Source organism: Streptococcus sp. 20925_1_77, from assembly GCF_041432125.1.
Taxonomy (GTDB): domain Bacteria; phylum Bacillota; class Bacilli; order Lactobacillales; family Streptococcaceae; genus Streptococcus.
Window position 1 is genome coordinate 216334 of the sequence record NZ_JAPVZB010000001.1, and the last position, 22907, is coordinate 239240.

19 protein-coding genes are annotated in these 22907 nt (G+C 41.8%); 2 read left to right on the forward strand and 17 right to left on the reverse strand.

Going from position 1 to position 22907, the window contains the following annotated elements; all coding sequences use genetic code 11:
* Positions 1-2: 2 nt before the first annotated feature.
* The 14 genes from O3626_RS01050 to O3626_RS01115 all read right to left on the reverse strand — a co-directional run bounded on the left by O3626_RS01050 (position 3) and on the right by O3626_RS01115 (position 15234).
* The gene (locus O3626_RS01050) at positions 3-1574 is read right to left on the reverse strand and encodes a DEAD/DEAH box helicase (protein WP_371494696.1); all 1572 of its coding nucleotides are present in this window, start codon (positions 1572-1574) and stop codon (positions 3-5) included.
* An 804-nt stretch (positions 1575-2378) separates the two neighbouring features.
* A complete protein-coding gene (locus O3626_RS01055) occupies positions 2379-3287 on the reverse strand; it encodes a magnesium transporter CorA family protein (RefSeq protein ID WP_070666301.1) in 909 nt (302 codons plus the stop codon).
* Between the two features lie 40 nt (positions 3288-3327).
* A complete protein-coding gene (locus tag O3626_RS01060; protein ID WP_371494698.1) occupies positions 3328-3708 on the reverse strand; it encodes a PH domain-containing protein in 381 nt (126 codons plus the stop codon).
* 80 nt (positions 3709-3788) lie between these two features.
* The gene (locus O3626_RS01065) at positions 3789-5336 is read right to left on the reverse strand and encodes a peptide chain release factor 3 (RefSeq protein ID WP_023917622.1); all 1548 of its coding nucleotides are present in this window, start codon (positions 5334-5336) and stop codon (positions 3789-3791) included.
* Positions 5337-5519: 183 nt separating this feature from the next.
* Positions 5520-6200, reverse strand: a complete 681-nt coding sequence (locus tag O3626_RS01070) for a TIGR02206 family membrane protein (protein WP_371494700.1) — start codon at positions 6198-6200, stop codon at positions 5520-5522.
* Positions 6201-6213: 13 nt separating this feature from the next.
* Positions 6214-6900, reverse strand: a complete 687-nt coding sequence (locus O3626_RS01075; RefSeq protein WP_371494701.1) for a TIGR02206 family membrane protein — start codon at positions 6898-6900, stop codon at positions 6214-6216.
* A 28-nt stretch (positions 6901-6928) separates the two neighbouring features.
* Complete coding sequence (locus O3626_RS01080) at positions 6929-7624, reverse strand: TIGR02206 family membrane protein (protein WP_371494703.1); 696 nt, start codon at positions 7622-7624, stop codon at positions 6929-6931.
* Between the two features lie 30 nt (positions 7625-7654).
* Positions 7655-8266: an NUDIX hydrolase N-terminal domain-containing protein gene (locus O3626_RS01085; protein WP_003015213.1), complete on the reverse strand. Its 612-nt coding sequence runs from the start codon at positions 8264-8266 to the stop codon at positions 7655-7657.
* Positions 8256-9626: a UDP-N-acetylmuramoyl-tripeptide--D-alanyl-D-alanine ligase gene (gene murF, locus O3626_RS01090; protein ID WP_254727863.1), complete on the reverse strand. Its 1371-nt coding sequence runs from the start codon at positions 9624-9626 to the stop codon at positions 8256-8258. The genes O3626_RS01085 and murF overlap by 11 nt, the downstream gene beginning before the upstream one ends.
* Positions 9627-9950: 324 nt before the next feature.
* Positions 9951-10997 carry a D-alanine--D-alanine ligase gene (locus O3626_RS01095; RefSeq protein WP_371494705.1) on the reverse strand — a complete coding sequence of 349 codons (1047 nt, stop codon included), beginning with the start codon at positions 10995-10997 and terminating at the stop codon, positions 9951-9953.
* Between the two features lie 76 nt (positions 10998-11073).
* Complete coding sequence (recR, locus tag O3626_RS01100; protein ID WP_023917606.1) at positions 11074-11670, reverse strand: recombination mediator RecR; 597 nt, start codon at positions 11668-11670, stop codon at positions 11074-11076.
* Between the two features lie 10 nt (positions 11671-11680).
* Positions 11681-13732 (reverse strand): penicillin-binding protein PBP2B, encoded by a 2052-nt coding sequence (pbp2b, locus tag O3626_RS01105; RefSeq protein WP_371494707.1) that lies wholly within the window; start codon positions 13730-13732, stop codon positions 11681-11683.
* Between the two features lie 420 nt (positions 13733-14152).
* Positions 14153-14785 (reverse strand): DUF421 domain-containing protein, encoded by a 633-nt coding sequence (locus O3626_RS01110; protein WP_049474280.1) that lies wholly within the window; start codon positions 14783-14785, stop codon positions 14153-14155.
* On the reverse strand, positions 14782-15234 hold the full coding sequence (locus O3626_RS01115; RefSeq protein ID WP_049497223.1) for a DUF3290 family protein: 453 nt from the start codon (positions 15232-15234) through the stop codon (positions 14782-14784). The genes O3626_RS01110 and O3626_RS01115 overlap by 4 nt, the downstream gene beginning before the upstream one ends.
* 135 nt (positions 15235-15369) lie before the next feature.
* Between O3626_RS01115 and O3626_RS01120 the strand changes: the two genes are divergently transcribed.
* Together O3626_RS01120 and O3626_RS01125 are read left to right on the forward strand one after the other, a co-directional pair.
* Entirely contained in the window at positions 15370-16197 is an 828-nt protein-coding gene (locus tag O3626_RS01120; RefSeq protein WP_371494710.1) for an exodeoxyribonuclease III, read from the forward strand.
* An 11-nt stretch (positions 16198-16208) separates the two neighbouring features.
* A complete protein-coding gene (locus O3626_RS01125) occupies positions 16209-16595 on the forward strand; it encodes a VOC family protein (RefSeq protein WP_272107336.1) in 387 nt (128 codons plus the stop codon).
* A 336-nt stretch (positions 16596-16931) separates the two neighbouring features.
* Here the strand turns inward: O3626_RS01125 and O3626_RS01130 are convergent, their stop codons facing one another.
* The 3 genes from O3626_RS01130 to O3626_RS01140 all read right to left on the reverse strand — a co-directional run bounded on the left by O3626_RS01130 (position 16932) and on the right by O3626_RS01140 (position 22733).
* A complete protein-coding gene (locus O3626_RS01130; protein ID WP_371494713.1) occupies positions 16932-18896 on the reverse strand; it encodes a DnaJ domain-containing protein in 1965 nt (654 codons plus the stop codon).
* Between the two features lie 14 nt (positions 18897-18910).
* Positions 18911-20593, reverse strand: coding sequence for an Hsp70 family protein (locus tag O3626_RS01135; protein ID WP_371494715.1), 1683 nt, complete (start codon positions 20591-20593; stop codon positions 18911-18913).
* Positions 20594-20765: 172 nt separating this feature from the next.
* Positions 20766-22733 (reverse strand): peptide ABC transporter substrate-binding protein, encoded by a 1968-nt coding sequence (locus O3626_RS01140; protein WP_371494717.1) that lies wholly within the window; start codon positions 22731-22733, stop codon positions 20766-20768.
* Positions 22734-22907 lie beyond the last annotated feature (174 nt).

Here is a 22907-nt window from a genome sequence, read left to right on the forward strand (position 1 = left end):
ACTTATTTATCCCCTTTATTGCGGATGACAAATCCATTTTTCTTTTCATTGGAAGTACGATGAGGACGTTTGTTGCCTTTGCCCTCAAAATCTCGGCTATTTTTATTTGACTTGCGTTTGAAATCACGGCGTCTACCTTCACGGTCATCTCTGCGATTTCGGTCACGGCGTTGGTCTCCACGACGGCCATTCCCACGGCCGCCTTTGCCTTTCCCACCAAAGCCACCACCAGATGGTTTAAATGGCAATGGTTTTTCACGCGCAATTTCGACCTCTGGAAGACTGTCTGGATCTTGAACAGTCAAGCTCAAGATATACATAGCCAATTCTTCAGGAGTGAATGCTGTAGCCAATTTGCGAGCATCCTTACCAAACTTCTCAAAGTTCGTTCGGATTTTTTCATCCTCAAAGTCTCGCTCAATTTTCTTCAGCGCTACTTGTTTTTTCGCTTGGAAGGCTTCTTCCGCTGTTGCAGGTTTCATTCCCTTCATCCGCTTTTTAGTCAAGTTCTCAATGATTTGCAAATAGCCCATTTCATTTGGCGATACAAAGGTAATGGATTGCCCTGTTTTCCCAGCACGACCTGTCCGTCCGATCCGGTGAACATAGCTTTCTGGATCTTGTGGAATATCGTAGTTGTAGACATGGGTCACACCTGAAATATCCAAGCCACGTGCCGCAACGTCTGTTGCTACCAAGACGTCCAAGTTCCCATTTTTAAAGTCACGAAGCACTCGGAGGCGTTTGTTTTGATCCAAATCTCCGTGAATTCCTTCTGCCCGGAAACCACGAATCTTCAAGCCACGAGTCAATTCATCGACCCGGCGTTTGGTCCGACCAAAGACGATGGCAAGTTCAGGTTGCTCGACATCCATCAATCGAGTCATGGTATCAAATTTTTCGCCTTCTTTGACACGAATATAGTATTGATCGACCAAATCAGTTGTCAATTCTTTGGCCGCAATCTTAACGTGTTCGGGTTCTTTCATAAACTGAACACCAATGCGTTTGATGGCTTCTGGCATCGTTGCTGAAAAGAGCAAGGTTTGGCGTGTTTCTGGAACACGGCTAATGATGGCTTCGATATCTTCCAAGAAGCCCATGTTGAGCATTTCATCTGCTTCATCCAGGATCAAGGTTTCAATATGATCGAGCTTCAAGGCCTTGCGCTTGATCAAATCTAGCAAACGTCCAGGTGTTCCCACAACGATGTGAGCGCCTGACTTCAAAGCTTTAATTTGCTTTTCAATGCTTGATCCACCATAGACAGAGCGCACTTTGACACCCTTACTGCGTCCAAAGCGGAAGAGTTCTTCCTGACTTTGAACCGCCAATTCACGCGTCGGAGCAATGACAAGTGCTTGAATCACTGTGTTATCGACATCGATCTTCTCCAAAGTTGGAAGACCGAAAGCGGCTGTTTTACCAGTCCCTGTTTGCGCTTGACCGATGACATCTTTTCCTTCAAGAGCCAACGGAATGGTTTGTTCTTGGATTGGGCTTGCTTCTACAAAGCCAGCTTTTTCGATTTCTGCTAATAATTCAGCAGATAAGTTAAATTCATTGAATTTCAATTCTTTCTTCTTTCTAAAAAGTGGTGCGAAGCCACTTTATCAAACTTCTTTCAATGCGAATACGCACTGATTGCATAGGAAGTCATCTTCCCGGTTACCTGTCGCAAGACTCATCTAAAGAAAAACTAGTCCGTCTGTTTAAGACTACATTTTCTTTAGAGAAAAATGTTTTGCGTCCTAACGGATGTTGTTGACTAGAATCGTTTTTTCAAACAAATAGGCAACATGATCCTATTTGCGGGAGTCTTCTTTCGAACAGAAGCCTTCCATCTGTTCAGTCTCCCCACCATTTCTCTCATACAAGTTTGCAACTTATCTAGTATAACATAATGAAGAGGCAAATGATAGTCAAAGGAGATTAATTTTATTTTTTAGGAAAAAATCCTGGATCGCTTGAAATCAGAAAAGTGACGCAAATCCTAGCCAGGACTGGTTTTCTTCTTGCGACCATTTTATATACTTCATCATTGGAGTATAAAAAAATCGGAAAACTTTTATTTTTTGGTAACTCTTATCTTGCGTTTTTACAAATAAATATGTATAATACAGTTAGTATCTAAAATATTTCTGTATAAAGAAATAGGATCATTTTATCTGATTCAACGATTTATTCTAAGTTCTGATTTATTTAGAACCACTCAGTACTATTAAATCTACTCCTACTATTTCCAAGAAGATTTTGTACAGTCGATGAACTATTCACACTGCCCCTTCTTTGGAGAGGAGGGCAGGTGTCTAGATGGTTCCTATTTCTCAGATTATTCTAGATACGAAGAGGCTCGGATTTCTCCAAGCCTCTTTTTTTTATCTTTTTTTCACAATCCAACGCATGACCTTTGCCAAAATGAGCCATAATATAAAGCTACATAGGGATACATAGATCCAAGCATTGGGATCCTCTGTCATAGGAAGAGGGATATTCATTCCGAAGAAACCGGTGATAACGGCTAAGACCGCCAACAAGGCTTCAAAGATGGTTAGGGTTGTCAAGTTGTCATTCAAGTTGTTGTTTAGGATATTGTTGTATGATCCAGACAACTGCTGTAAGACATTGGAAATCAACTCGGTCATTGAAACCAACTGACGCGCTTCGATCATGGCATCATCAAACTGCTCTTTTTCAACATCATTCATCCTGCGATAAATGACATGTGCTTTGATATGTTCTAGCAACATCCGATTTTGCTTGGCTGCCGCGACCAGATAGACCATACCGGTCTCAAGGTCAGACAGGGCATAAAGATTCTTTGTCGTCGTTGTCTTTCGAAGCAAACGATTGAGTTCATCTTTGTGCTTATCTAAGCGATCAATAATCGGATAATAAGCATTACTGATCATTTCAAGACCTGCAAAAAGCAACTTATAGATCGACAGCTCCTCATGGCTTTCCAAATAACGAACCATTTGTTCAATGATATAGGCATTGTCCTGGTTACTGATGGTCACGAGTCGCGTATCTTGAACGATAAAGGTCATGGGGATGGTTTCGTAGTATTCCTTGTCCTTTTCTAAATCCAATACATTGTAGATAAAGGTGATCGTTCCGTTTTCTCGATTGTAATCCATATGGGCACGTTCGTTCTTATCCATCGCGTACTCAATGGTTTCTTTGTCAATATCGTATTTTTTATAAAGATATGAATTTTCAGCAATCAAATCCGAGTCGATATTGATCCATTTCCGATCTTGACCCAATTGTTTATCGATAAACATTCCGTCTCCTTTCTCAACTGTTCTCTATCAACATGATTTTTTATTTAAAGACCGCACTGGCTAATGCTTGCTGGATTTCAATGACACTGTTGTCACTCTTGAATTGTAAAACTTCTGAAGGTTCCACTGCTGAAGAGACCCAGATTTTTAATTCAGCATCCAAATCAAAATGACCGGAAGTTTCTACTGAAAATCGAGAGATGGAGCGATAAGGAAGGGATTTGTAGGAAGTTTTCTTTCCTGTTACTCCTTGCCTATCCACCAAGATCAAACGAAACTCTGTAAAGACGATTAAATCACGAATCAAGCTAAAAGCAAGTGTGACTTGCTCTCCCGGCACCAAGATATCTTCCAGATCTCTTTCTACTTTATCAACATTCTTTTGAGAGGCATTGCCCATCAAACCACTTAGTAATCCCATCATTTCTCCTTTAAAAGCGAAAACAGATAAGCTTCCGTTTTCTTATTTCTATTGTTATGGATCAGTTTTGAAAACGTTCCTTATCCCATCTTTTCTTCCAACTCAACGTCTGGATACTTGTCCGCAAACCAGCGGAGGGCAAAGTCGTTTTCAAAGAGGAAGACTGGCTGGTCAAAGCGGTCCTTCGCCAAGATGTTTCGGCTTGAAGACATGCGCTCATCTAAGTCTTCTGGTTTGATCCAACGAACGGTCTTTTTACCCATTGGGCTCATGACCACTTCTGCATTGTATTCATTTTCCATCCGGTGTTTGAAGACTTCAAACTGAAGTTGCCCGACGGCACCCAACATGTATTCACCTGTTTGGTAGTTGGTATAGAGCTGGATAGCTCCTTCTTGCACCAATTGCTCAATCCCTTTGTGGAAGGATTTTTGCTTCATAACGTTCTTGGCAGACACCTTCATGAAGATTTCAGGGGTAAAGGTTGGCAGTGGTTCAAATTCGAACTTATTTTTACCAACTGTCAGCGTATCTCCAACCTGATAAGTACCAGTATCGTAAACCCCGATGATGTCTCCTGCTACAGCATTGCTGACATTTTCACGGCTTTCGGCCATAAATTGAGTCACGTTAGATAGCTTAGCGCCCTTACCAGTTCGAGGGAGATTAACACTCATCCCACGCTCAAATTCACCAGATACGATCCGCACAAAGGCAATCCGGTCGCGGTGACGAGGGTCCATGTTGGCTTGGATTTTAAAGACAAAGCCTGAGAAATCCTTGTCGTAAGGATCGACAAGTTCACCGTCTGTTTTCTTGTGTCCGTGTGGTTCTGGAGCAAATTTCAAGAAGGTTTCCAAGAAAGTCTGCACCCCAAAGTTCGTCAAAGCGGATCCGAAGAAGACTGGAGTCAATTCACCTGCAAGGATGGCTTCTTCTGAGAATTCATTTCCAGCTTCTTGCAAGAGTTCGATATCGTCTTTTACTTGCTCGTAGAAGGGGTTGTTAGCAAAGAGCTTGTCTCCGTCTTCTAGACTCGCAAAACGCTCGTCTCCTTTATAGAGTTCCAAGCGTTGGTTATAGAGGTCATAGAGTCCCTCAAAGGCTTTCCCCATCCCAATCGGCCAGTTCATTGGGTAACTGGCGATGCCCAAGACTTCTTCCAATTCTTGTAAGAGGTCCAGTGGCTCACGACCGTCACGGTCTAGCTTATTCATAAAGGTAAAGACAGGAATGCCACGGTGTTTCACAACCTCGAACAATTTCTTAGTTTGAGCCTCAATCCCCTTGGCAGAGTCCACCACCATGACAGCAGCGTCCACCGCCATCAAGGTCCGATAAGTATCTTCTGAGAAGTCCTCGTGCCCTGGGGTATCAAGGATATTGACCCGTTTGCCATCATAGTCGAACTGCATAACAGATGAGGTTACCGAAATCCCACGTTGCTTCTCAATATCCATCCAGTCAGACTTAGCAAAGTTTCCTGTTTTCTTCCCTTTTACGGTACCGGCTTCCCGAATCTCTCCCCCAAAGTAGAGCAACTGCTCTGTAATCGTCGTTTTACCAGCATCCGGGTGGGAGATAATGGCAAAGGTACGGCGTTTTTTAATTTCTTCTTGTACGTTCATATTCCTAATTCTTTCTCTTTTTATTTTCTGATAAATTTACAAATTCATCTTTACATCGGATCTCTCCTCAATTTCTCTATCTTTTCTATTATAGCGAAAAGAGGCACTTTTTTCAATGATGGATCTTTTTGGGGACGCAAAAAAAGACCAAAATCCGTAGATTCTAGTCTTCTTCAATCATGGTTATTTTCTCACTTTTATCCGCTCACTTCTACGAATGAAGATCTGATTAAAGAGTAATAAAGCAAGGGCTAAAATGCTGGATACAACTAGATAGTTGAGCCAGATCTTATCCCCTCTCATAATCGGAGGTCGGGCCATCAAACCATAATTACCTCCCGTCAATTGATTGACTCCAACCAGAAATAAATCTAAAACAAAGGTATAGAGAACAATCTGACTATTTTTTAAGAGGTTTCGATCATACCATCTCAGGAGATAAATCAAGGAATTGATCAGGAGACAGTAATGTCCGAGGAGGAAAGAAAAGCTCGTAATATGAGGGAAAGTGTAGGGGTCAAAGACTGGATAGCCCAAAGCAAAGATGGCTCCACTCACTCCCATCAAGGCAAAGAACTGTTTGCTTTTCCATCTGTCTGGCAAAAACAAGACCGCAAACATGGCCAAGCGACAATGATAAAAAGGTAAACTGTTGGACCAAGGAATGTGGTAGGAAAAATACCAAAGATACAAGCAAATTAACTGGAAGCCCTGTAAGTATTGAAAGCATTTGCGAAATTGCTCATTCTGATAATAGCGAAGTGACATCACGATCGCTGTCACAATTAACAAGACCATCACACTATACCAAAGCGCTGAGATTGCTGGTGGTGCTGTTGATTCTGTAGTGAAAAAATGATGCATAAAGTCTCCTTATTTAAACAGATTCAGGTATTCTTCTTTTCTTACTGTACTGAACGATAGTATTGATGAGGATCAGTGTCCCCGTCATTAGGACTGTCACGATGAAAAAGTTGAGCACAAGGCCATGGTCTCCTAGCACAGGAGGACGACGCAGAAAGCCATAGTTTCCGCCCGTTACAAGGTTGGCTAGAACAATAATGGCATTGACCCCAAACGTCATCTGACAGATCTTCCAAACGGCCCCTTCTTCCACCTGGTAGGATTGAACCAGATAGATTAGGCAGTTGGCCAAGAGGGCCCAGTGACCAAAGACATTGTTGATCGAGGAAACGTGAGGAAAAGGGTAGGGATAAAAAACAGGATGAACCAAGGCCATGATGGAGCCAAAGACTCCCACGAGGGCAAAATATTGCTTGAAGCTTCCCTTGGGGGCCAAAAGGATAATCCACATGGCCATCCGGCTATGATAGAAGGGAAGACTCTCTGAAAAAGGCAAGCGAGCTGCTAAATACCAAGAGTTGATGATGAGCAACTGGATCAACTGTCCCCAATACCAAAAGGTTTGGTAGCTTTTGGAGTGAGCAAATCGAACGGACAGAACTCCCACCACTACCAAAGAAGTCGGCAATAAGAAATACCAGACCCCCAATTGAGGAGGGGATGTTGGTTGACTAGTGAAAAATAAGTCCCAAAGTGCCATGATTTCTTTCCCTCATCTACTCTTTTTTCTATTCTGAACGCGAAACGACAGTCTCTTCAACCATCTTGTATTTGTAGCGCTGGTTGACCAAGCAAATACCAGACACCATCACGATGCTGACCAAGAGGTAGTTCAAGAGAGCACCGTGGTCTCCAATGATTGGTGGACGTCGTAAGAAGCCGTAATCTCCTCTGGTCAAAAGATTAACCAAAAAGATGACTGCATTCATACCAAATGTGATCTTAACAATTCGTAAAGTGTCCTGTTTTTCCGACTGATAAAAATCATGTAGGTAAATCAAACTATTGGCAAACAAGGCCCAGTGACTAAAAATCAGATTGAGTACGGTGATATGGGGGAATGGAAAGGGATCAAAGGCTGGATAAACCAAGGCCGCAATGGATCCTAGAACTCCCAAGAGGGCAAAGTATTGCTTGATATAGGTCCCTCTCGGAGCAAAGAGGATCGCAAGCATGGCCAAGCGACAATGATAAAAAGGTAAATTATCCGTCAAAGGCATGTGGGCGAGAATATACCAAGCATTGATGGTCAAAACTTGAATCAATTGTGCCCAATACCAAAAGCGTTGGTAGCTTTTAGACTGTGCATATTTGATGGAAAAGTAGCCAACCACCAACAAAGAAGCTGGCAGAATGAAATACCAGAGCCCAAACTCAGGCGGGGCTGATTTTTGGTTCGTAAACAATAAATCCCAAAATGTCATGTTTATATCCCTTTAATTTATAGATCATTTTTAATCACAATACAAATCTCGTTTCCCATCATAAACCTCCCAAAGGAAATTCAATTGTTCTTCTGTATTGCGCTTGGTAGAAAGAGCAGGCATTTTCTCTCTCTCAAAAAATGCAAGATCGGAAATTTCCTGATTCTGTTGAAAACTTCCATCCAGCAATTCACATTCAAATACCAATTTCACATATTGGCGGCTTTGCAATTGGTAGCGATTGGTATCAAATACTGCCAACAAGCGATTGACACGTGCTACATAGCCCGTTTCTTCCTGGATTTCCTTTAAAATATTTTCTTTAGGAGAATAGCCAACCTCACCAAAACCACCCGGCAAAGCCCAGGTCTCTTCTCCCTGACCTTTCACCAGACAAAGTTTTCTATCTTTGACAATCCAAGCCCTAACATCAATTAAGGGGGTGTCATAATAGTTTGTCGGTCGAAACAAATCCGATAATTCTTGTGAATTCAGATCAGTCGTTTCTCTCACAAGATCCTGTAAAATTTCACGAATATCCTGGTAGCGCTCTTGATCAAATGGATCTTTTGAGAACGCTAAGCCTGTATTGGTGATTGAAATCAAGCGCTGAATATCCTTCAGTACATTATTACTTACCATTCTCCAATTCCTCTACCAATTTTGCCAAATTCATGGAATTGCTTCCCTTGATAAGGATTTGGTCTTGCCCTTTCAAGCTTTCCTTGACTTGTTTGACCATGTCCTCAAACTGGTCTTCCTCAGCTGTTTTCTTGAAATAATAGACATGTCCGAGTGGGAACATCTGACTCGCTAACTGAGCCAATCCCGCAATGTCTTGGCCGTAGAAAATAACCGTATCCAAGACATCTGGCGAGAGGCTGAGAATCATTTGGTTGTGCAGATCAATAGATTGCTTCCCTAGTTCTTTCATATCTGCCAGGACGGCTAATTTTCGACCATTTGGATTAGCAGGAATGGTAGAGAAAGTTTCTAAGATTAAGCGCATAGCCGTTGGATTGGCATTGTAGACATCGGATAGGATATCCGCTCCGTTACTGGCCTTCTTCCATTCTGTCCGGTTGCGCGTTAATTGCAAGGTTTCAAAACTATCACGAATCGCAGCCTCACTCACTCCTTCTTGCAGGGCAACATAAGCTGCGATCATAGCATTGGTCGCATTGTATTTTCCTGTTACCGGAAGATCAATCGCTTCTTCTAAGAAATTAGCTCGGAAAGTTAAGCTATCCTTTCGCTCGATTAACTCGGTAATAAAAATCTCCTCGTCTGGACCAAAGCGGACCACTGTTTGATTTTCAGGAAGGTAAGTATTGACGATCGGATCAGCTGGAACTACCAGAAGACCACCTTCTGGCATGCCATCCGCAATCTGGAGTTTTCCTTTTGCGATCTCACTTCGATCTTTAAAGAATTCCAAATGGGCTTCCCCAATCAAGGTGACAATAGCAGCTTTTGGATGCGCCAGTTCTGACAAGAGATGGATATCTCCTAGATGGTCTTGCCCCATTTCAAGGACCAGTTTGTCTGTCCCTTCTGGCATATGCAAAACCGTATAAGGAAGACCAATTTCGTTATTATAGTTTCCTTGTGTTTTATAGGTCAGGTAGGTGGTGGACAAAAGCTGTGCCAACATATCTTTTGTGGTGGTTTTACCATTTGACCCCGTTACTGCAAAAACATCTACTTTTGTCTTTTGAAGATAGGCTGCAGCTAGTGTTTGAAAAGCGCTCAGCACATCTTCCACCAAAATATAAGGGTGGCCTTCGATCACTTTCTCTGAAAAAGTGGCTACGGCTCCATTTTCAAAAGCAGTCTCAATAAAGTCATGACCATCACGCGCTCCCTTTAAAGGAACAAACAGGTCTCCAGGCCCAATCAAACGGCTGTCAAATTCCGGCTTGACGAGGGCCACATCTTCAAATTGGCTGATATCATTTTTTGCATGTACTAGATGAGCAACTTCATGTAATGTGAGATTCATATCCAACTCCTCAGTTCTCCGTAACGTCCTCAAAGATTTGGACGCTCCTATCAAATTCTTCTCATTATACCATATTCTAGACCACAAAAAAAGTGGCTGGGACAGAAGTCCTAGCCTCTTGATTGTTTTTGGATTGTCGAGCAAGACGCAGTGGTTGAGTGCTCAAAGCACTGCTTTGAGGTGGTAGATAGGACTTGCTAAGCAAGTTTCCTAAGTAGTTGTTCGCTTTTCAAGTTCCAAAGATGCCCTACTCAACTGTGCGGAGGTGGGACGACGAAATCGAATTCTAACGAATTGCCGATTTCTTTCCCACTCTCTCTTTTCTTACAACAAATGCGCTTCGTGTTTTTGGAAGACTTCTTTTCCAAGCTCTACTAACTTGGTGATCAAATCTGTATAGTTAAGTCCCATATTGTCCCAAAGCAAGGGATACATAGACCATTGGGTAAATCCTGGCATGGTATTGAGTTCGTTTAAGAAGATCTCCCCTTTATCGGTATAGAAGAAATCACAACGCGCCAAGCCCAGACCACCAATCGCACGAAAGGCTTTTTCTGCGTTGGTCCGCATGATTTTCACAACCTCAGGGTCCAATTGAGCCGGAATCGCCATGGTAATTTTGTTGTCGATGTATTTGGCATCATAATCATAGAAGGCCACATCTTTCACAACTTCACCTGGCAAGGTGCTCTTCACATCATAGTTTCCAAGCAGTCCAACTTCGATCTCACGCGCATTAACCCCTTGTTCTACCAAAACACGGCTATCGTATTTAAAGGCTAATTCAAGAGCAGCCCGAAGCTCTGTTTGGTTTTCAGATTTTGAAATCCCAACACTAGAGCCCATATTGGATGGTTTGGTAAAGACAGGGTAAGAGAGATTGGCTTCAATTGCAGCAATTTTCTCATCCACGTCATCGCCTTCCACTACAGCTACATAAGGAACTTGTGGAATTCCTGCAGACTCCAAGACCCGTTTGGTCGTGATCTTGTCCATCGCAACACTAGAAGCCAGGATACCACAGCCGACATAAGGCATCTTCAAGACTTCTAAGAAGCCTTGAATGGAACCATCTTCTCCCATTGGTCCATGAAGCACTGGAAAGACCACTGCTCCTTCCTTGTAAATCGCTGATGGTGCGACTTTTTTAGACCAGTCCACTGTATCGTTGGTCATCAATTTCTCATCATCCTCTGGCTTCTCTTCAAAAGCTTGCGTCTGGATGAAGTCTCCTGACTGCGTAATAAAGTAGGTTTGAACCGAAAATGCTTGGTAATCAATCGCACGCATCACGCTTTCTGCTGAAAGAACAGATACTTCACGTTCTGCACTACGTCCACCATATAACAGGATTAAGTCTTGTTTACTCATAGTTTCTCCCTAATTGTTCCCTTGATTTCTTACTTGATAGTATACCACAATGATAGCCCTTTCGAAAGAACTTCTCTTATAATTCTGTTCGATTTTCGATCGCGCGAAGCAAGGTCACTTCGTCCGCATACTCGATATCGGCTCCAACTGCTAGACCCCGTGCCAAACGGGTCACTTTGATGCCTGCAGGTTTGAGGACGCGTGAGATATACATAGATGTCGCTTCCCCGTCTGCCGTCGCATTGGTCGCAACAATGACCTCAGTAACTGTTCCATCCATCAAGCGACTGAGCAAACTCTTGAGATTGATATCATCGGGTCCCACGCCATTCATGGGTGAGATCAAGCCATGCAAGACATGATAGCGACCGTGGTATTCCTGGATATTTTCCATAGCAGAGACATCCCGGCTATCTTCTACAACAAGAAGAAGAGATGGATCCCGCGTTTCATCTCGACAAATCTCGCAGGTTTCTTCATCGGTTAAATTGCCACAAATACTGCAATACCCTAGCTCACGCTTGGCATTCAGTAAGTTCTTGGCAAATTCATTGACATCATCATCTGACATACCAATGGTGTAAAAAGCCAGACGAGTCGCTGTTTTGATCCCAATTCCTGGCAACTTCGAATAGCTGTCAATTAATTTTGCAATAGGTGCTGGATAAAGCATAGTTTCCTCTCTAATTCATGGGGTGTTTCTGATTGTATAAATTAATAATGTCGCGCGTAATGGAATGACTGACCGTCGCTTGTAGATTGGTATTATGTGGAAAAACCACTGCTACTGCAATCTTTGGATTGTTTGACGGTGCATAAGCCACCACATTGGTATTAATGGCTTGTTTGCCTCCATCGACTGTGGTTTCGGCCGTACCTGTCTTGGCACTAATGGAGACACTGGCACCTTGACCAACAGTTTTCCCTGTCGTCAACCCACTCGTACCATTCGCAACCTGATAGAACCCTTGCTTGATCAAGGCCATGTCCTCCGCTGAGATATGGACCTGATTGAGCTCCTTGGTTTCGATCGCTTTTTTCAACTGACCAAGGCCCCCTTGATCATTATTGTCATAGATGCCTTCGACGACATGAGGACTCACCCTCTTCCCATCATTTGCAACGGTTGCCGCATACTGGGCCAATTGCATCGGTGTATAGTTGTCAAACTGGCCAAAGGCATTGGTCAAATAATTGCCGACTGTGTAGTCTTTTGGAATAAAACCAGTCGATTCATTGGGAAGGTCAATCCCCGTTGATGTTCCAAGACCATACTCTGCAAAAGTAGAACGGAGTTTTTTCATAGCAGGGTCCACTTGATCTACTTGTAAGGTCATATTTGGAGTGTAGGGTTGCCCCATCATCTTAAGAGCAATTTGAACCATGTAGGTATTGGAAGAGTATTCCAAAGCTTCTACTGCATTGATGGAGCGACTGCCATATTGGGTAAACCAAGAGTTAATCGGCGTTGATCCTGCAAAAACAATCGGCTGATCGGTCAGAACCTGATTCCCAGAAATGGCTCCATTTTCCCATCCAGAAGTCAAGGTCGCTCCTTTGACCACAGATCCTGGGACGAAGACGTTGGTGACTGTTCCCAACGCATCTGCTGATAGATCTTGACTACCAGCCTGGTGTTTAATCCCTGCCATAGCAAGGACCTTCCCTGTATCGGGTTCCAGAGCTACGGCATAGACACCTTCGGAGTAGGTCGCATTTCCAGCTTGCAACTCTGCGCTAAAGGCGGAGCGAAGGATATCTTCCACTCCTTTTTGGAAATCTAAATCAATCGAGAGCTTGAGGTTTTCTCCTTTGGCCCCTTTTGAAACATCGACCACTTTCTCCATGTTGCCATTTTTATCTAGGAGAATTTCTTTTTCACTGCGTTTGCCTTGAAGGACGTTTTCGTATTCCTTTTCGAGATAAGACGTACCAACCCGGTCATTGAGAGCATAACCTTTTTTGACATAGTCCTCAACCTCTTCTGCTGGAAGCCCCGCCTGCTCGGTCGATACGTTTCCAATTATAGAAGCTAAAGGAGTGTCCAAAACCTTGCGGTCCCAGCTAGTCGTGATAGCAATCCCCGGAAGGTCCTGACTGTCCGCTGCGATGGTCGCAATCTGCTCAGCTCCTAGTGCCTGTGTCGTAATGATCCCCGTCGCAAAATTCTCTACCGCATTCATCTGGCTATAGAGATAAATAATCTTTTTCTCATCATCTGTATAGCCGAGCTTTGAAGGATCAATACTATCCACTGCTGCTTGATAAATCTTGGCTTCCGGCAGGCGGTTGCCATCGGTATCAAATTTCTTTTTCTCAGGTAGGTGTTCCACGACCTCTTGGTAGACCTTGGTATTAGCTAGATAGTAATCCACTTCTTGTCGTTCAGTCACTTGAGGATTTTCTACGTCGACATACTGTAAGAGTTTCCCAGCTGTCTCTCGCATTTCTTGTGCCGTCATTTTACGATCGCGCGTAAAGGTCAGGACTTGTTTTCCCACATTTTCCACCAAGGGCTTACCAGAAGCATCATAGATTTGCCCTCGCACACTTCCTTGTTTGACCGTCTTTTTCGTAGCTTTTGCCAATTTATCCGTATAGTAGGCTTGGTGAGAGATCTGCATATAGCCAAGTCGGGCAATCAGAACCAAAAAAAGAAGGCAAATCAAACTAAACAGCAGATAGAGTCTGCGTGTTATCGAATGATTCTCAAACTTCCGTATTTTCTTCTTCATGAAATGTTCTATCCTTCTTTTCTAATCAACACTTACCTTCCATTTTACTATTTTTCCAAGAGTATCTCAAGAAAAGGAAGGGACCTTTCCTGGAATTTTATGAAGAAAAAAGATTGGACCTGCTCGCCCAATCTTGAAATTAACACAAACTTTTTTACATGTACAACCTTATGTGAGGTGGTTGAAAAAATATTGATTTTTAATTTTTAAGCTTATTCAAGCATATGTCGAAACTTTCCGCCGTGAGAAAAGTTCCTGAAACACAATTGTTTCAGGAACTCGGGAGTTTTGAAACTTTAGGTTCAAAACTAAGTCATGGAACTTCGTAGAAGTTCGCTGACGTCCGTACTCACCAAGGAAAGTTTTTAAGACTATTTTGTCTTCAATTTGAGATTGGACATGCTCGCCCAATCTTTTTTTCTAATAAGTCACAACATTGATTTTTCCTTTGTCATACTCAGCAATGAAAATATCCAAAACGTTGTCATAGCCTTCTTTTTCCAATTCAGCCAGCAACCACTCTTCACTTTTCCCAATTGTTTCCAAAATTTCAAGCTGAACCACACCATCAGTAATGATCGGGTATTTAGGATTTTCATCCCCCGCACGGACAACGATCATTTGACCGTTTTGTTCAATGACAGCTCGTTTCACTCCCTTTAATTGGAAAATTCCTTGTGAACGCAATTTCAAGGCAACGTCTGAAGCAGAAAGTCCCTTGGATCGGCAAGCTTCCGGATCAAGCTTCCCATCTTTGATAATGACAGTTGGTTTGCCATCGATCAAGTGCTTCATAAAACGGACATTGGTATTGAGCCATTTTAGGAGCAAGATCAAAATAGTCCACATCAAGAGAATCACAATGTATTGAAGAATGGTAATGGAGCTATTGTAAATCACCCCACCAATAATTCCCCCCAGAACAAAGTTCTGTATCTGGTCTACTGCAGAACTTGGTGCTAAGTTTCCTTTCCCGGTCACATTGATTACAAATACCAAGGAAATCAAGCCGAGAGCTAATTTAATCAAAATGGCTAAAAAATCTACTGTCATTTGTTCACCTCCACAAGTTCCACGTCTGTTTTATACAGATCCATCTTTTCTAATAGGTAGCTATCTGGGTCAGATCCTGCGATAGCTCGGTAATAAACCTCTCCAACCTTCAGGATCGCCCCATCTGTGGCTGCTGAAGTATTGACATAGACATCTTCTTTTTTGACATCCAACTCCTTTGAGATGACCTCAATAAAATGGAGTGAGCGTTGGAACTGGTCATTATTACTTTGGCTATTTTGGAAATTGCTGATGCCGATCAAGACCACTGCAACCAGAGTCAAAATGGAAATAATGGATAATTCCCGGAATTTGCTATCGTGCTTATCCCGATAGGCTTTCACCGCAAAAAAACCAGTCAGTAGAATGAGCAAACCAGAGATCACAATGGTCACCCAATTTTGCTGACTAATCTGACTCAATACATAGTCATAAGAGTAAAATTTCATAATGAACTCCCTTTCTCCAAATGAATTCAAGCTATTATAATGTATTTCAGGAGAGAATTCAAGGCATTCTAATCAGAAAATCATTAAATTTTTGTTATAATAAAATTATCCATCATGTCAAGAAAAGGAAACACAATGAAACTCATTTCATGGAATATCGACTCGCTTAATGCTGCATTAACCAGTGATTCAGCACGCGCTAAACTTTCTCAAGAAGTCCTCCAAACCTTGGTTGCTGAGGATGCGGATATCATTGCCATTCAAGAAACCAAGTTATCCGCCAAAGGTCCTACTAAAAAACACCTCGAAATCCTTGAGGAGCTCTTCCCTGGCTACGAAAACACCTGGCGCTCTTCTCAAGAACCGGCTCGTAAAGGCTACGCTGGAACCATGTTCCTCTATAAAAAAGAGCTCACACCCGTTGTGACTTTCCCTGAAATTGGAGCTCCTTCAACCATGGATTTGGAAGGCCGGATCATTACCCTGGAATTTGATGGCTTCTTTGTAACACAAGTCTATACTCCTAATGCCGGTGATGGCCTCAAACGTTTAGCAGAACGTCAAGTCTGGGATGTCAAATATGCTGAATATTTGGCTGACTTAGACAAAGAAAAACCTGTCCTTGCTACTGGAGACTACAACGTTGCCCACAAGGAAATCGACCTTGCCAACCCAGCCAGCAACCGTCGTTCACCAGGTTTCACAGACGAAGAACGTGCAGGCTTTACCAACCTTTTAGCAGCAGGCTTTACAGATACCTTCCGCCACCTCCACGGTGATGTGCCGGAGCGTTACACTTGGTGGGCACAACGCAGTAAAACCTCAAAAATCAATAATACAGGCTGGAGAATCGACTATTGGCTCACAAGTAACCGTGTAGCAGACAAGGTTACCAAGTCAGACATGATTGACTCAGGCGCACGCCAAGACCACACACCCATTGTCTTGGAGATTAAATTATAAGGATTTTCTTTATGAACTACAATGCAGTAATTCCCGAGTTTATGGTATCGAATATAGAACAGTCCCGTTCCTTCTACTGTGATTTACTGGGTTTCACCATCGAATACCAGCGTCTAGAAGAAAAATTTCTCTTCCTGTCTCTTGAAGATTGCCAGCTCATGCTAGAGGAGGGAACAAAGGATGAATTAGCTGAACTAACCTACCCATTTGGTAGTGGAGTCAATATCTCCTTTGGGATAGAGGATGTCCCTAGGCTCTATCAGAAATTGTTAGAAGCCAACTATCCTATTCATCGCCCATTGACCAAAAGAAAATTTCGTGTTGACGACCATTATATTTATCCTCATGAATTTGCAGTTTTAGATCCAGATGGCTATTTTTTAAGATTTAGCGAATAGAAATAGCTACTGCCATCTGGTCCTAAAAAAACGAAGTCCTCGACTTCGTTTTAAAATGTAGACAAACTATTTTAAAGTAAAATAAGTTAAGCGATTCTGCAAAAAAACAAAAATGAGTTCCATTTTTTAAATCGATTCAAGAAAATACCGAAACTTTCCGCTGTGAGAAAAGTGCCTGAAACAATAACGTTTCAGGCACTCGGAATTATTGAGACCCTAGGCTCAATAATTAGTCATGGAACTTCGAAGAAGTTCGCTGACGTCCGTACTCACCTAAGGAAAGTTTTTTATATGATTTTGTCTTCAATCTGAAACGAAGTCCTCAACTTCGTTTTTTTATTGGTTCATGGCACGATAAACCGTACGGAATCTAGCGAGTAAAAAGACTTCCAGTAAGTAAAAGAGAATCCATCCCCCCACTAGATTGTCTCCAATAGACATCACTTCCTCTGGATTCAACTCAAAATGATAAACAAGGATAAAATGTTTAATCACTATGAATAGTTGAAAAATGAAGGGTTCAAAGAGAAGGGCTACTTGATAATAAGATCGTTTTTGAACAGAGATATCTCCCAGTAAAAAGGCATTTAAAAGCAAGAAAATACTCATAATATAAAACTGTTGGTCAAAAGTAGCTGTTAAATGAAGCCAGTTTATCCAGTGGTTGATGCCATATGCTAGTCCAAAGCCCGTCACCATTGGCAAGAGATAATGGCCGATAAATCGATTTGGTAGTGGCTGGTACGATTTTTCTGTCACTGGTATAAATACAAACCGGAAAACCAAAACAATAAATCCCATCCAAAAACAAATCATTAGATTGACAAAGACATCTGGTGTTAGATTAGCCAAACTACTAAAGAGGAAAGCCAAGACCGCTACTGATATTGGAATGGAGAAATCTAGATGCTGTTTCCATTTTGTACCGACAGACTGTACGGGTCCAGAATTGAGCCATCCATAATAAATAACCAAGACAAAGGGAGATAAAAATGTCGGAAGAATCAAAATAGCAATTAGGAGATACACAAAATAACGAAATTGACTCCAAAGATTGACCAATCCAGTCTCTTTGATTTTTGGACTCCTTCTTGAATAGTATGTCAACCAAACAGAACGGATACAGTAGAAAAAGGTAAGGAAAGAAATTTGCAGCCATGGTTTTTCAACCCTTGTCACAATGCTCATCCCATAAGACAAGGCACTCATAAAGAGTAAGATAAGGGCTAGCAGTGCCTGCTGTCCAACCTCTTCTTTTTTTCTTTTCTGTAACGTTTTTGAACTATTCGGATAACGCAATTGAAGATAGTAGTCCCACATTTCGCTTAATGTCTGCTCCATATCCTCTGTCATCCACTCATAACCTAAAACTGAGGATTCAAACGGTTCTAGCATGCTTTTCAATGCTTCTGCATTTGAAATTTTATGATAATGCTGACTAATTTGTGCAAAGGTATCTAACTTCAAATAAGGTAAGGTATACAATTCCTTCCACTTATCCGGATCATTGATTAAGGATTCTGTTGCCAAAAACTGTGACAACAGCCTTGAAAATTTCATCCATTCTTCAATGGTTTCTCTTCTTTTTTTGACCACTTCAGCATCTAGTTTTAAGTCTGTTAAAATCAGATACCACATCTTCAGTTTAGTCAGATAAAACTGTTCTTTCTGTGCCAAACTAAAAGAACTCAATTGATTGATTAAAAAATGGACTACTTTCGGATTCACAATTGCATAGACGTCCAATTCGTCCAGCAACTGAATCAAGAGATAAGGTAAGGATCGATAACGGTTGAAAAACTCTTTCCATTCCCGTAAAAGTTCGAGATCAGACACATCCAGTTGAAGCAATTCCTCTAGTTCTTCCTCTATGACTGATCGATCAAACTGTTTATATGCATTAAAATCAAGTTCCGAGGTTGACGATGCTTTTGAAGATTCCTCTGGATCCTCTTGCTTTTCAAAAAAGAGCGAAGAAAAGTCTAATGAACTAGCTAGCTCCCTCTGTTCTTCTACTTTCGTTTGAAATGTTTTAGATGCAGCAAGCTCGTCAAATGGTAAAACACCTTCTTTTTCAAATCTGCTGTCCTTCTTTCCTGGCTTTTCAATCACTTCTTCAGAAGAGCGCGATGCTTTTGATTTTCTCGCATAAGCCATGGCAAGCTGATAGGCTTCCATAATTTGTTGGTATTCTTCTGGATGCTCCTCAGGATGGTACTCTCTGACCAATTCTGCATAACGTTTTCGAATCTCTTTTACATTATTGGTCGGTTCAATTCCTAATATGTCCCAAATATTCAATTCATGTCATTCCTTTATCTTTCGTAGTAGCCTCTATCGCCTCTTTCCAACCGATCTAAATAAGCTGAAAATTCATCATAGAGCTTTGGTAGATGTGGCAGTGACGCTTTTGCGACTTCTTTCTCAAAGAAGCGGGTTCTTTCCATTAAATTCTCCCGTTCTTCCCCTAACATCATGCTATACAAACGATCCGCTCGTTCTACGAGGTAGCGATAAACCTCTGTTTCCTGTACATTGATCTTATATTTTTCCAACTCAGCTTTTTTCTTGGCAATTTCCTCCTCAGACAAGTTGATACTATCTTGCAAAATGATTTTACTAGAGACTTGGCCAGTAGAAAGAACCGTCACCTCGACATCTAGAATTCCATTTAGGTCGTAAGTGAATCGAACATCCGCTGCTTCATAATCTCGGTAGTTTTCAGGAACATCAACCACTAAGCTTCCCAGTAACAAATTTTCTGATGCTCTCATCCGCTCACCTTGATAGATATTAAACCGAAGTTGGGTCTGTCCAAGGCTATGGGCATAATAGCGTTCCACACGAGAAGAAGGAAGACTTGAGTTCCGTTCGATAATCGGTGAGTATTTATCACCAACAACTTCGACTCCTAAAGAAAATGGACAAATATCAGACAATAAGAGATCTCGGACTTCTCCTTGGCGTTCCTTTATACCAGCCACTAATGCACAACCTTTAGCAATCATCAAATCTGGATCATCTGCTGTGCTGACCACTTGTCCAATACAAAAGGATAAAAATTCTTGCACCAAACGGAGCTTAGAGGTCCCTCCGACCAAGACAAAATTTTCTGCATCTACATGAGAATGATTCGCATCAAAAAGAGCTCGGTCTAAAACTGCCTTTACTCTTGCTAGCAGAGGTTGACTGATTTCATAAAATCGCTTATAGCTAAGAGTCATCTCATACTGAGTGTCCTTGTCAGCAACTGATAATTGCACTTCATCCTGGGCATTCAATCGGAGTTTCGCTTTTTCAGATTCGACCAGCACTTTATAATAGAACTCATTTGAAATAAAGTCTTTTTTAAAGCCGTTTACTGTCAAAAATTCTTGGGCAATGACAGCAGTAAAATCTTCTCCACCCAGACGGTTATCACCCGCAATCGCAAGAATTTCCACAACATTATCAAAAGATTCAACTACAGAAATATCCAAGGTACCACCCCCAAAGTCTACAACAATGAAGGCCTGATCTTCCATATTGTTTCCTATCTTTTGAGCCAATGAGGCTGCAGATGGTTCATTGATAATCCGTTCGATCTTTACACCTGCGAATTGTCCAGCTAGTTTAGTCGCATAGCGCTGGGCATCATTGAAATAAGCTGGAACACTAACAATAATTTCTTCAACTTTCTCACCTGTATAGCGTTCCGTATCTTCAATTAATTTGCGAATCACAAAAGAGCTCAATTCTTCTGCTTGATAGGTCCGAACTCCTAGCTGAATGGGATGCTTCGTCCCCATAAAACGTTTAAATTGCGCTACCGTCTGATCTGGATTTGTCACAAGTCGTTCTTTGGCCAGCTTACCAACAATCACTTCTCCGTCATCATCTAGTCCAACCACAGAAGGGGTTAGGTAATCACCAAAAACATTTGGAACCAATTCCACTTTCCCATTTCGAAAAATACCAGCTAATGAATTTGTTGTTCCTAAATCTATTCCTACTATCATGGTACACCTCTACTAACAAACATTAATTCTTTTATTATACAGAAAAAAATGCCTATTTAAAAGTTTGTTCCTAACTAATGATAGTTTACACTTCTCTTTAGACAGCGCAAAAAAGCCGGACCCCATCTAAAGGGTCCGACTTTTTTTGCTCATCTTCAATGAAAGATCAATCTTATTTTTTCTTCTCAATATGATCTTTGAGTTCTTCTTGAGCTTTTTTATTGGATTCGGCTTTTTTCTTCAACCATTCTTCTTTGGCCTTGTTAAAGTCTTTTGTTGTGACAACATCTTTAGACATTTCAAGGTATTTATAGAATGATCCTGTTCCTTTAGTACCAACCCATGAAGCAGCACGGCTGTATGGTACGGTCCGTTGAAGCATTGGAGAGCCACCATTTGAAACAGTTGGAAGCGTAATCGAGCTATCTGTCAACCAAGCTTGCGCTGCTGCATATTTTTCATAGCGTTTTGCTTGATCCAACAATTCAGCATCGGCGTCTTTCAACATGTTCGCATATTGATCCAGACCAACTGTTGCAATGGCTGGATTGTTTGAACCTGCATCAATACCAAGATAGTAGAAGACAGAACCATTTACTGGGCTGATACTTTCGAGGTAAGTCGATGGGTCTTGGTAGTCAGGAGCCCAACCACCGCCTGAGATATCGTAATCTCTCGCAGCCGCTGTATCGCTGAAGTAGGTGATATTTTGGAAATCATCATCCGATACCTTTTGAAGGTCCACAACGACATTGTCTGCACCAAGCGCTGACTCTACAGATTGTTTGAAGGAGCTAGCTTGTTGGACCATGCTGTTGTCCACTTGGCTGACAATGTAGTCCAAATGAATCGGGAATTGAACTCCTTGTTTTTGCAATTCAGCTTTGGCTTTCGCAAATGAAGCTTTGGCTTTTTCCGGGTTGTAAAGGCTTGTTTGCCCATCCTCCAGGCTCACACCCTTCCATTGATCCCCATAGGTAACCAATTGTTTTTCAACGACCTTACCAAAATCTTCTCCATTGACTTGGACATAAGTTGGTGGCACCAAGGTGCTACGAAGGGTATTTTCAGCCGCATCAGTTCCTGATACTTGTGCCGCATAAGATTTGCGGTCAAAGGCAAAGTTCACCGCTTGACGGAAGTCCTTGTTCAAGATTGCTTTCTTAGTAGAAGCTTTTTGTTCATCCGTTGTTTTGGCAGTGTGGTCATACTTTTGACGGTCCAAGTTGAATCCAAGGTAGTAAGATGTTCCCAATTGCAAGCCGTAGACAATGTTGTCGCCAAAGTTTTTCTTGACGCTCTTATACGTCGAACTGTTTGGCATAACAGATGCAAAGGAGTATTGACCTTTTTCAAAGTTTTTAATGATTGCATCTGGGTTTGATCCATCATTAAAGGTCAATTTGACATTGTCGATATGAACATTTTTCGCATCGCAATAGTCTTTGTTCTTGACCAATTCAATCTCAGATTTTGAAGTCAATGATTTCAAGTAATATGGACCATTGTATAAGATGCTGCTAGGTTTCAAAGAACCAAAATCTTTTCCTTGAGATTCCAAGAACTTAGCATTAACTGGGAAAAGAACACCTGAAGTTGTTTTGGAGTTCCAGAAGCTTTCTGGACGGACCAAGGTATATTGGATGGTGTGGTCATCTAAAGCTTTGACTCCAACCGTGTTAAAGTCTTTGGTTTCCCCTTTTACGTAGGCATCCAAACCTTTGATCGAATTTTGAATCAAGAAGAGACCTTCTGATTTTGACTCAACCGCGTGTTTGATCCCTGTAACAAAGTCTTGAGCCGATACATCACCATATTCCTCACCCTCACTCGTATACCATTTGGCATCCTTACGAAGTTTGTAAGTATAGGTTAATCCATCTTCAGAGACAGTCCAATCTTCTGCTAGACTTGGCACAAAGTTTCCGTATTGGTCATTTTCAAGAAGACCATCTACAAGGTTACTTGTGACATCTGAAGTCGTTGTACGAGTTGCAGCGATGTAATCCAAGGTATTTGGATCTGCTGAATAAACGAATGAGTAAGTTGCTTGGTTGCTACTACCTCCGCTACACGCTGCTAAGAGAAAGGCACCTGCAACAGAAACTCCTGCAAGAGCTAACAGTTTTTTTGCTTTCATCACTATCTCCTTATGTTAGATTTTCTACCATTATACACTATTTCTTAAAAAAAACCAAATTTATTTTAAAAAAGTTCGTTATTTCTGAATGAATATAATAAGATATAAAGAAAAAGCATCTTGAAATCGATCTCAAAGAAGCCGGATAGGGGAGTCTAGGCACCTACCACCAGA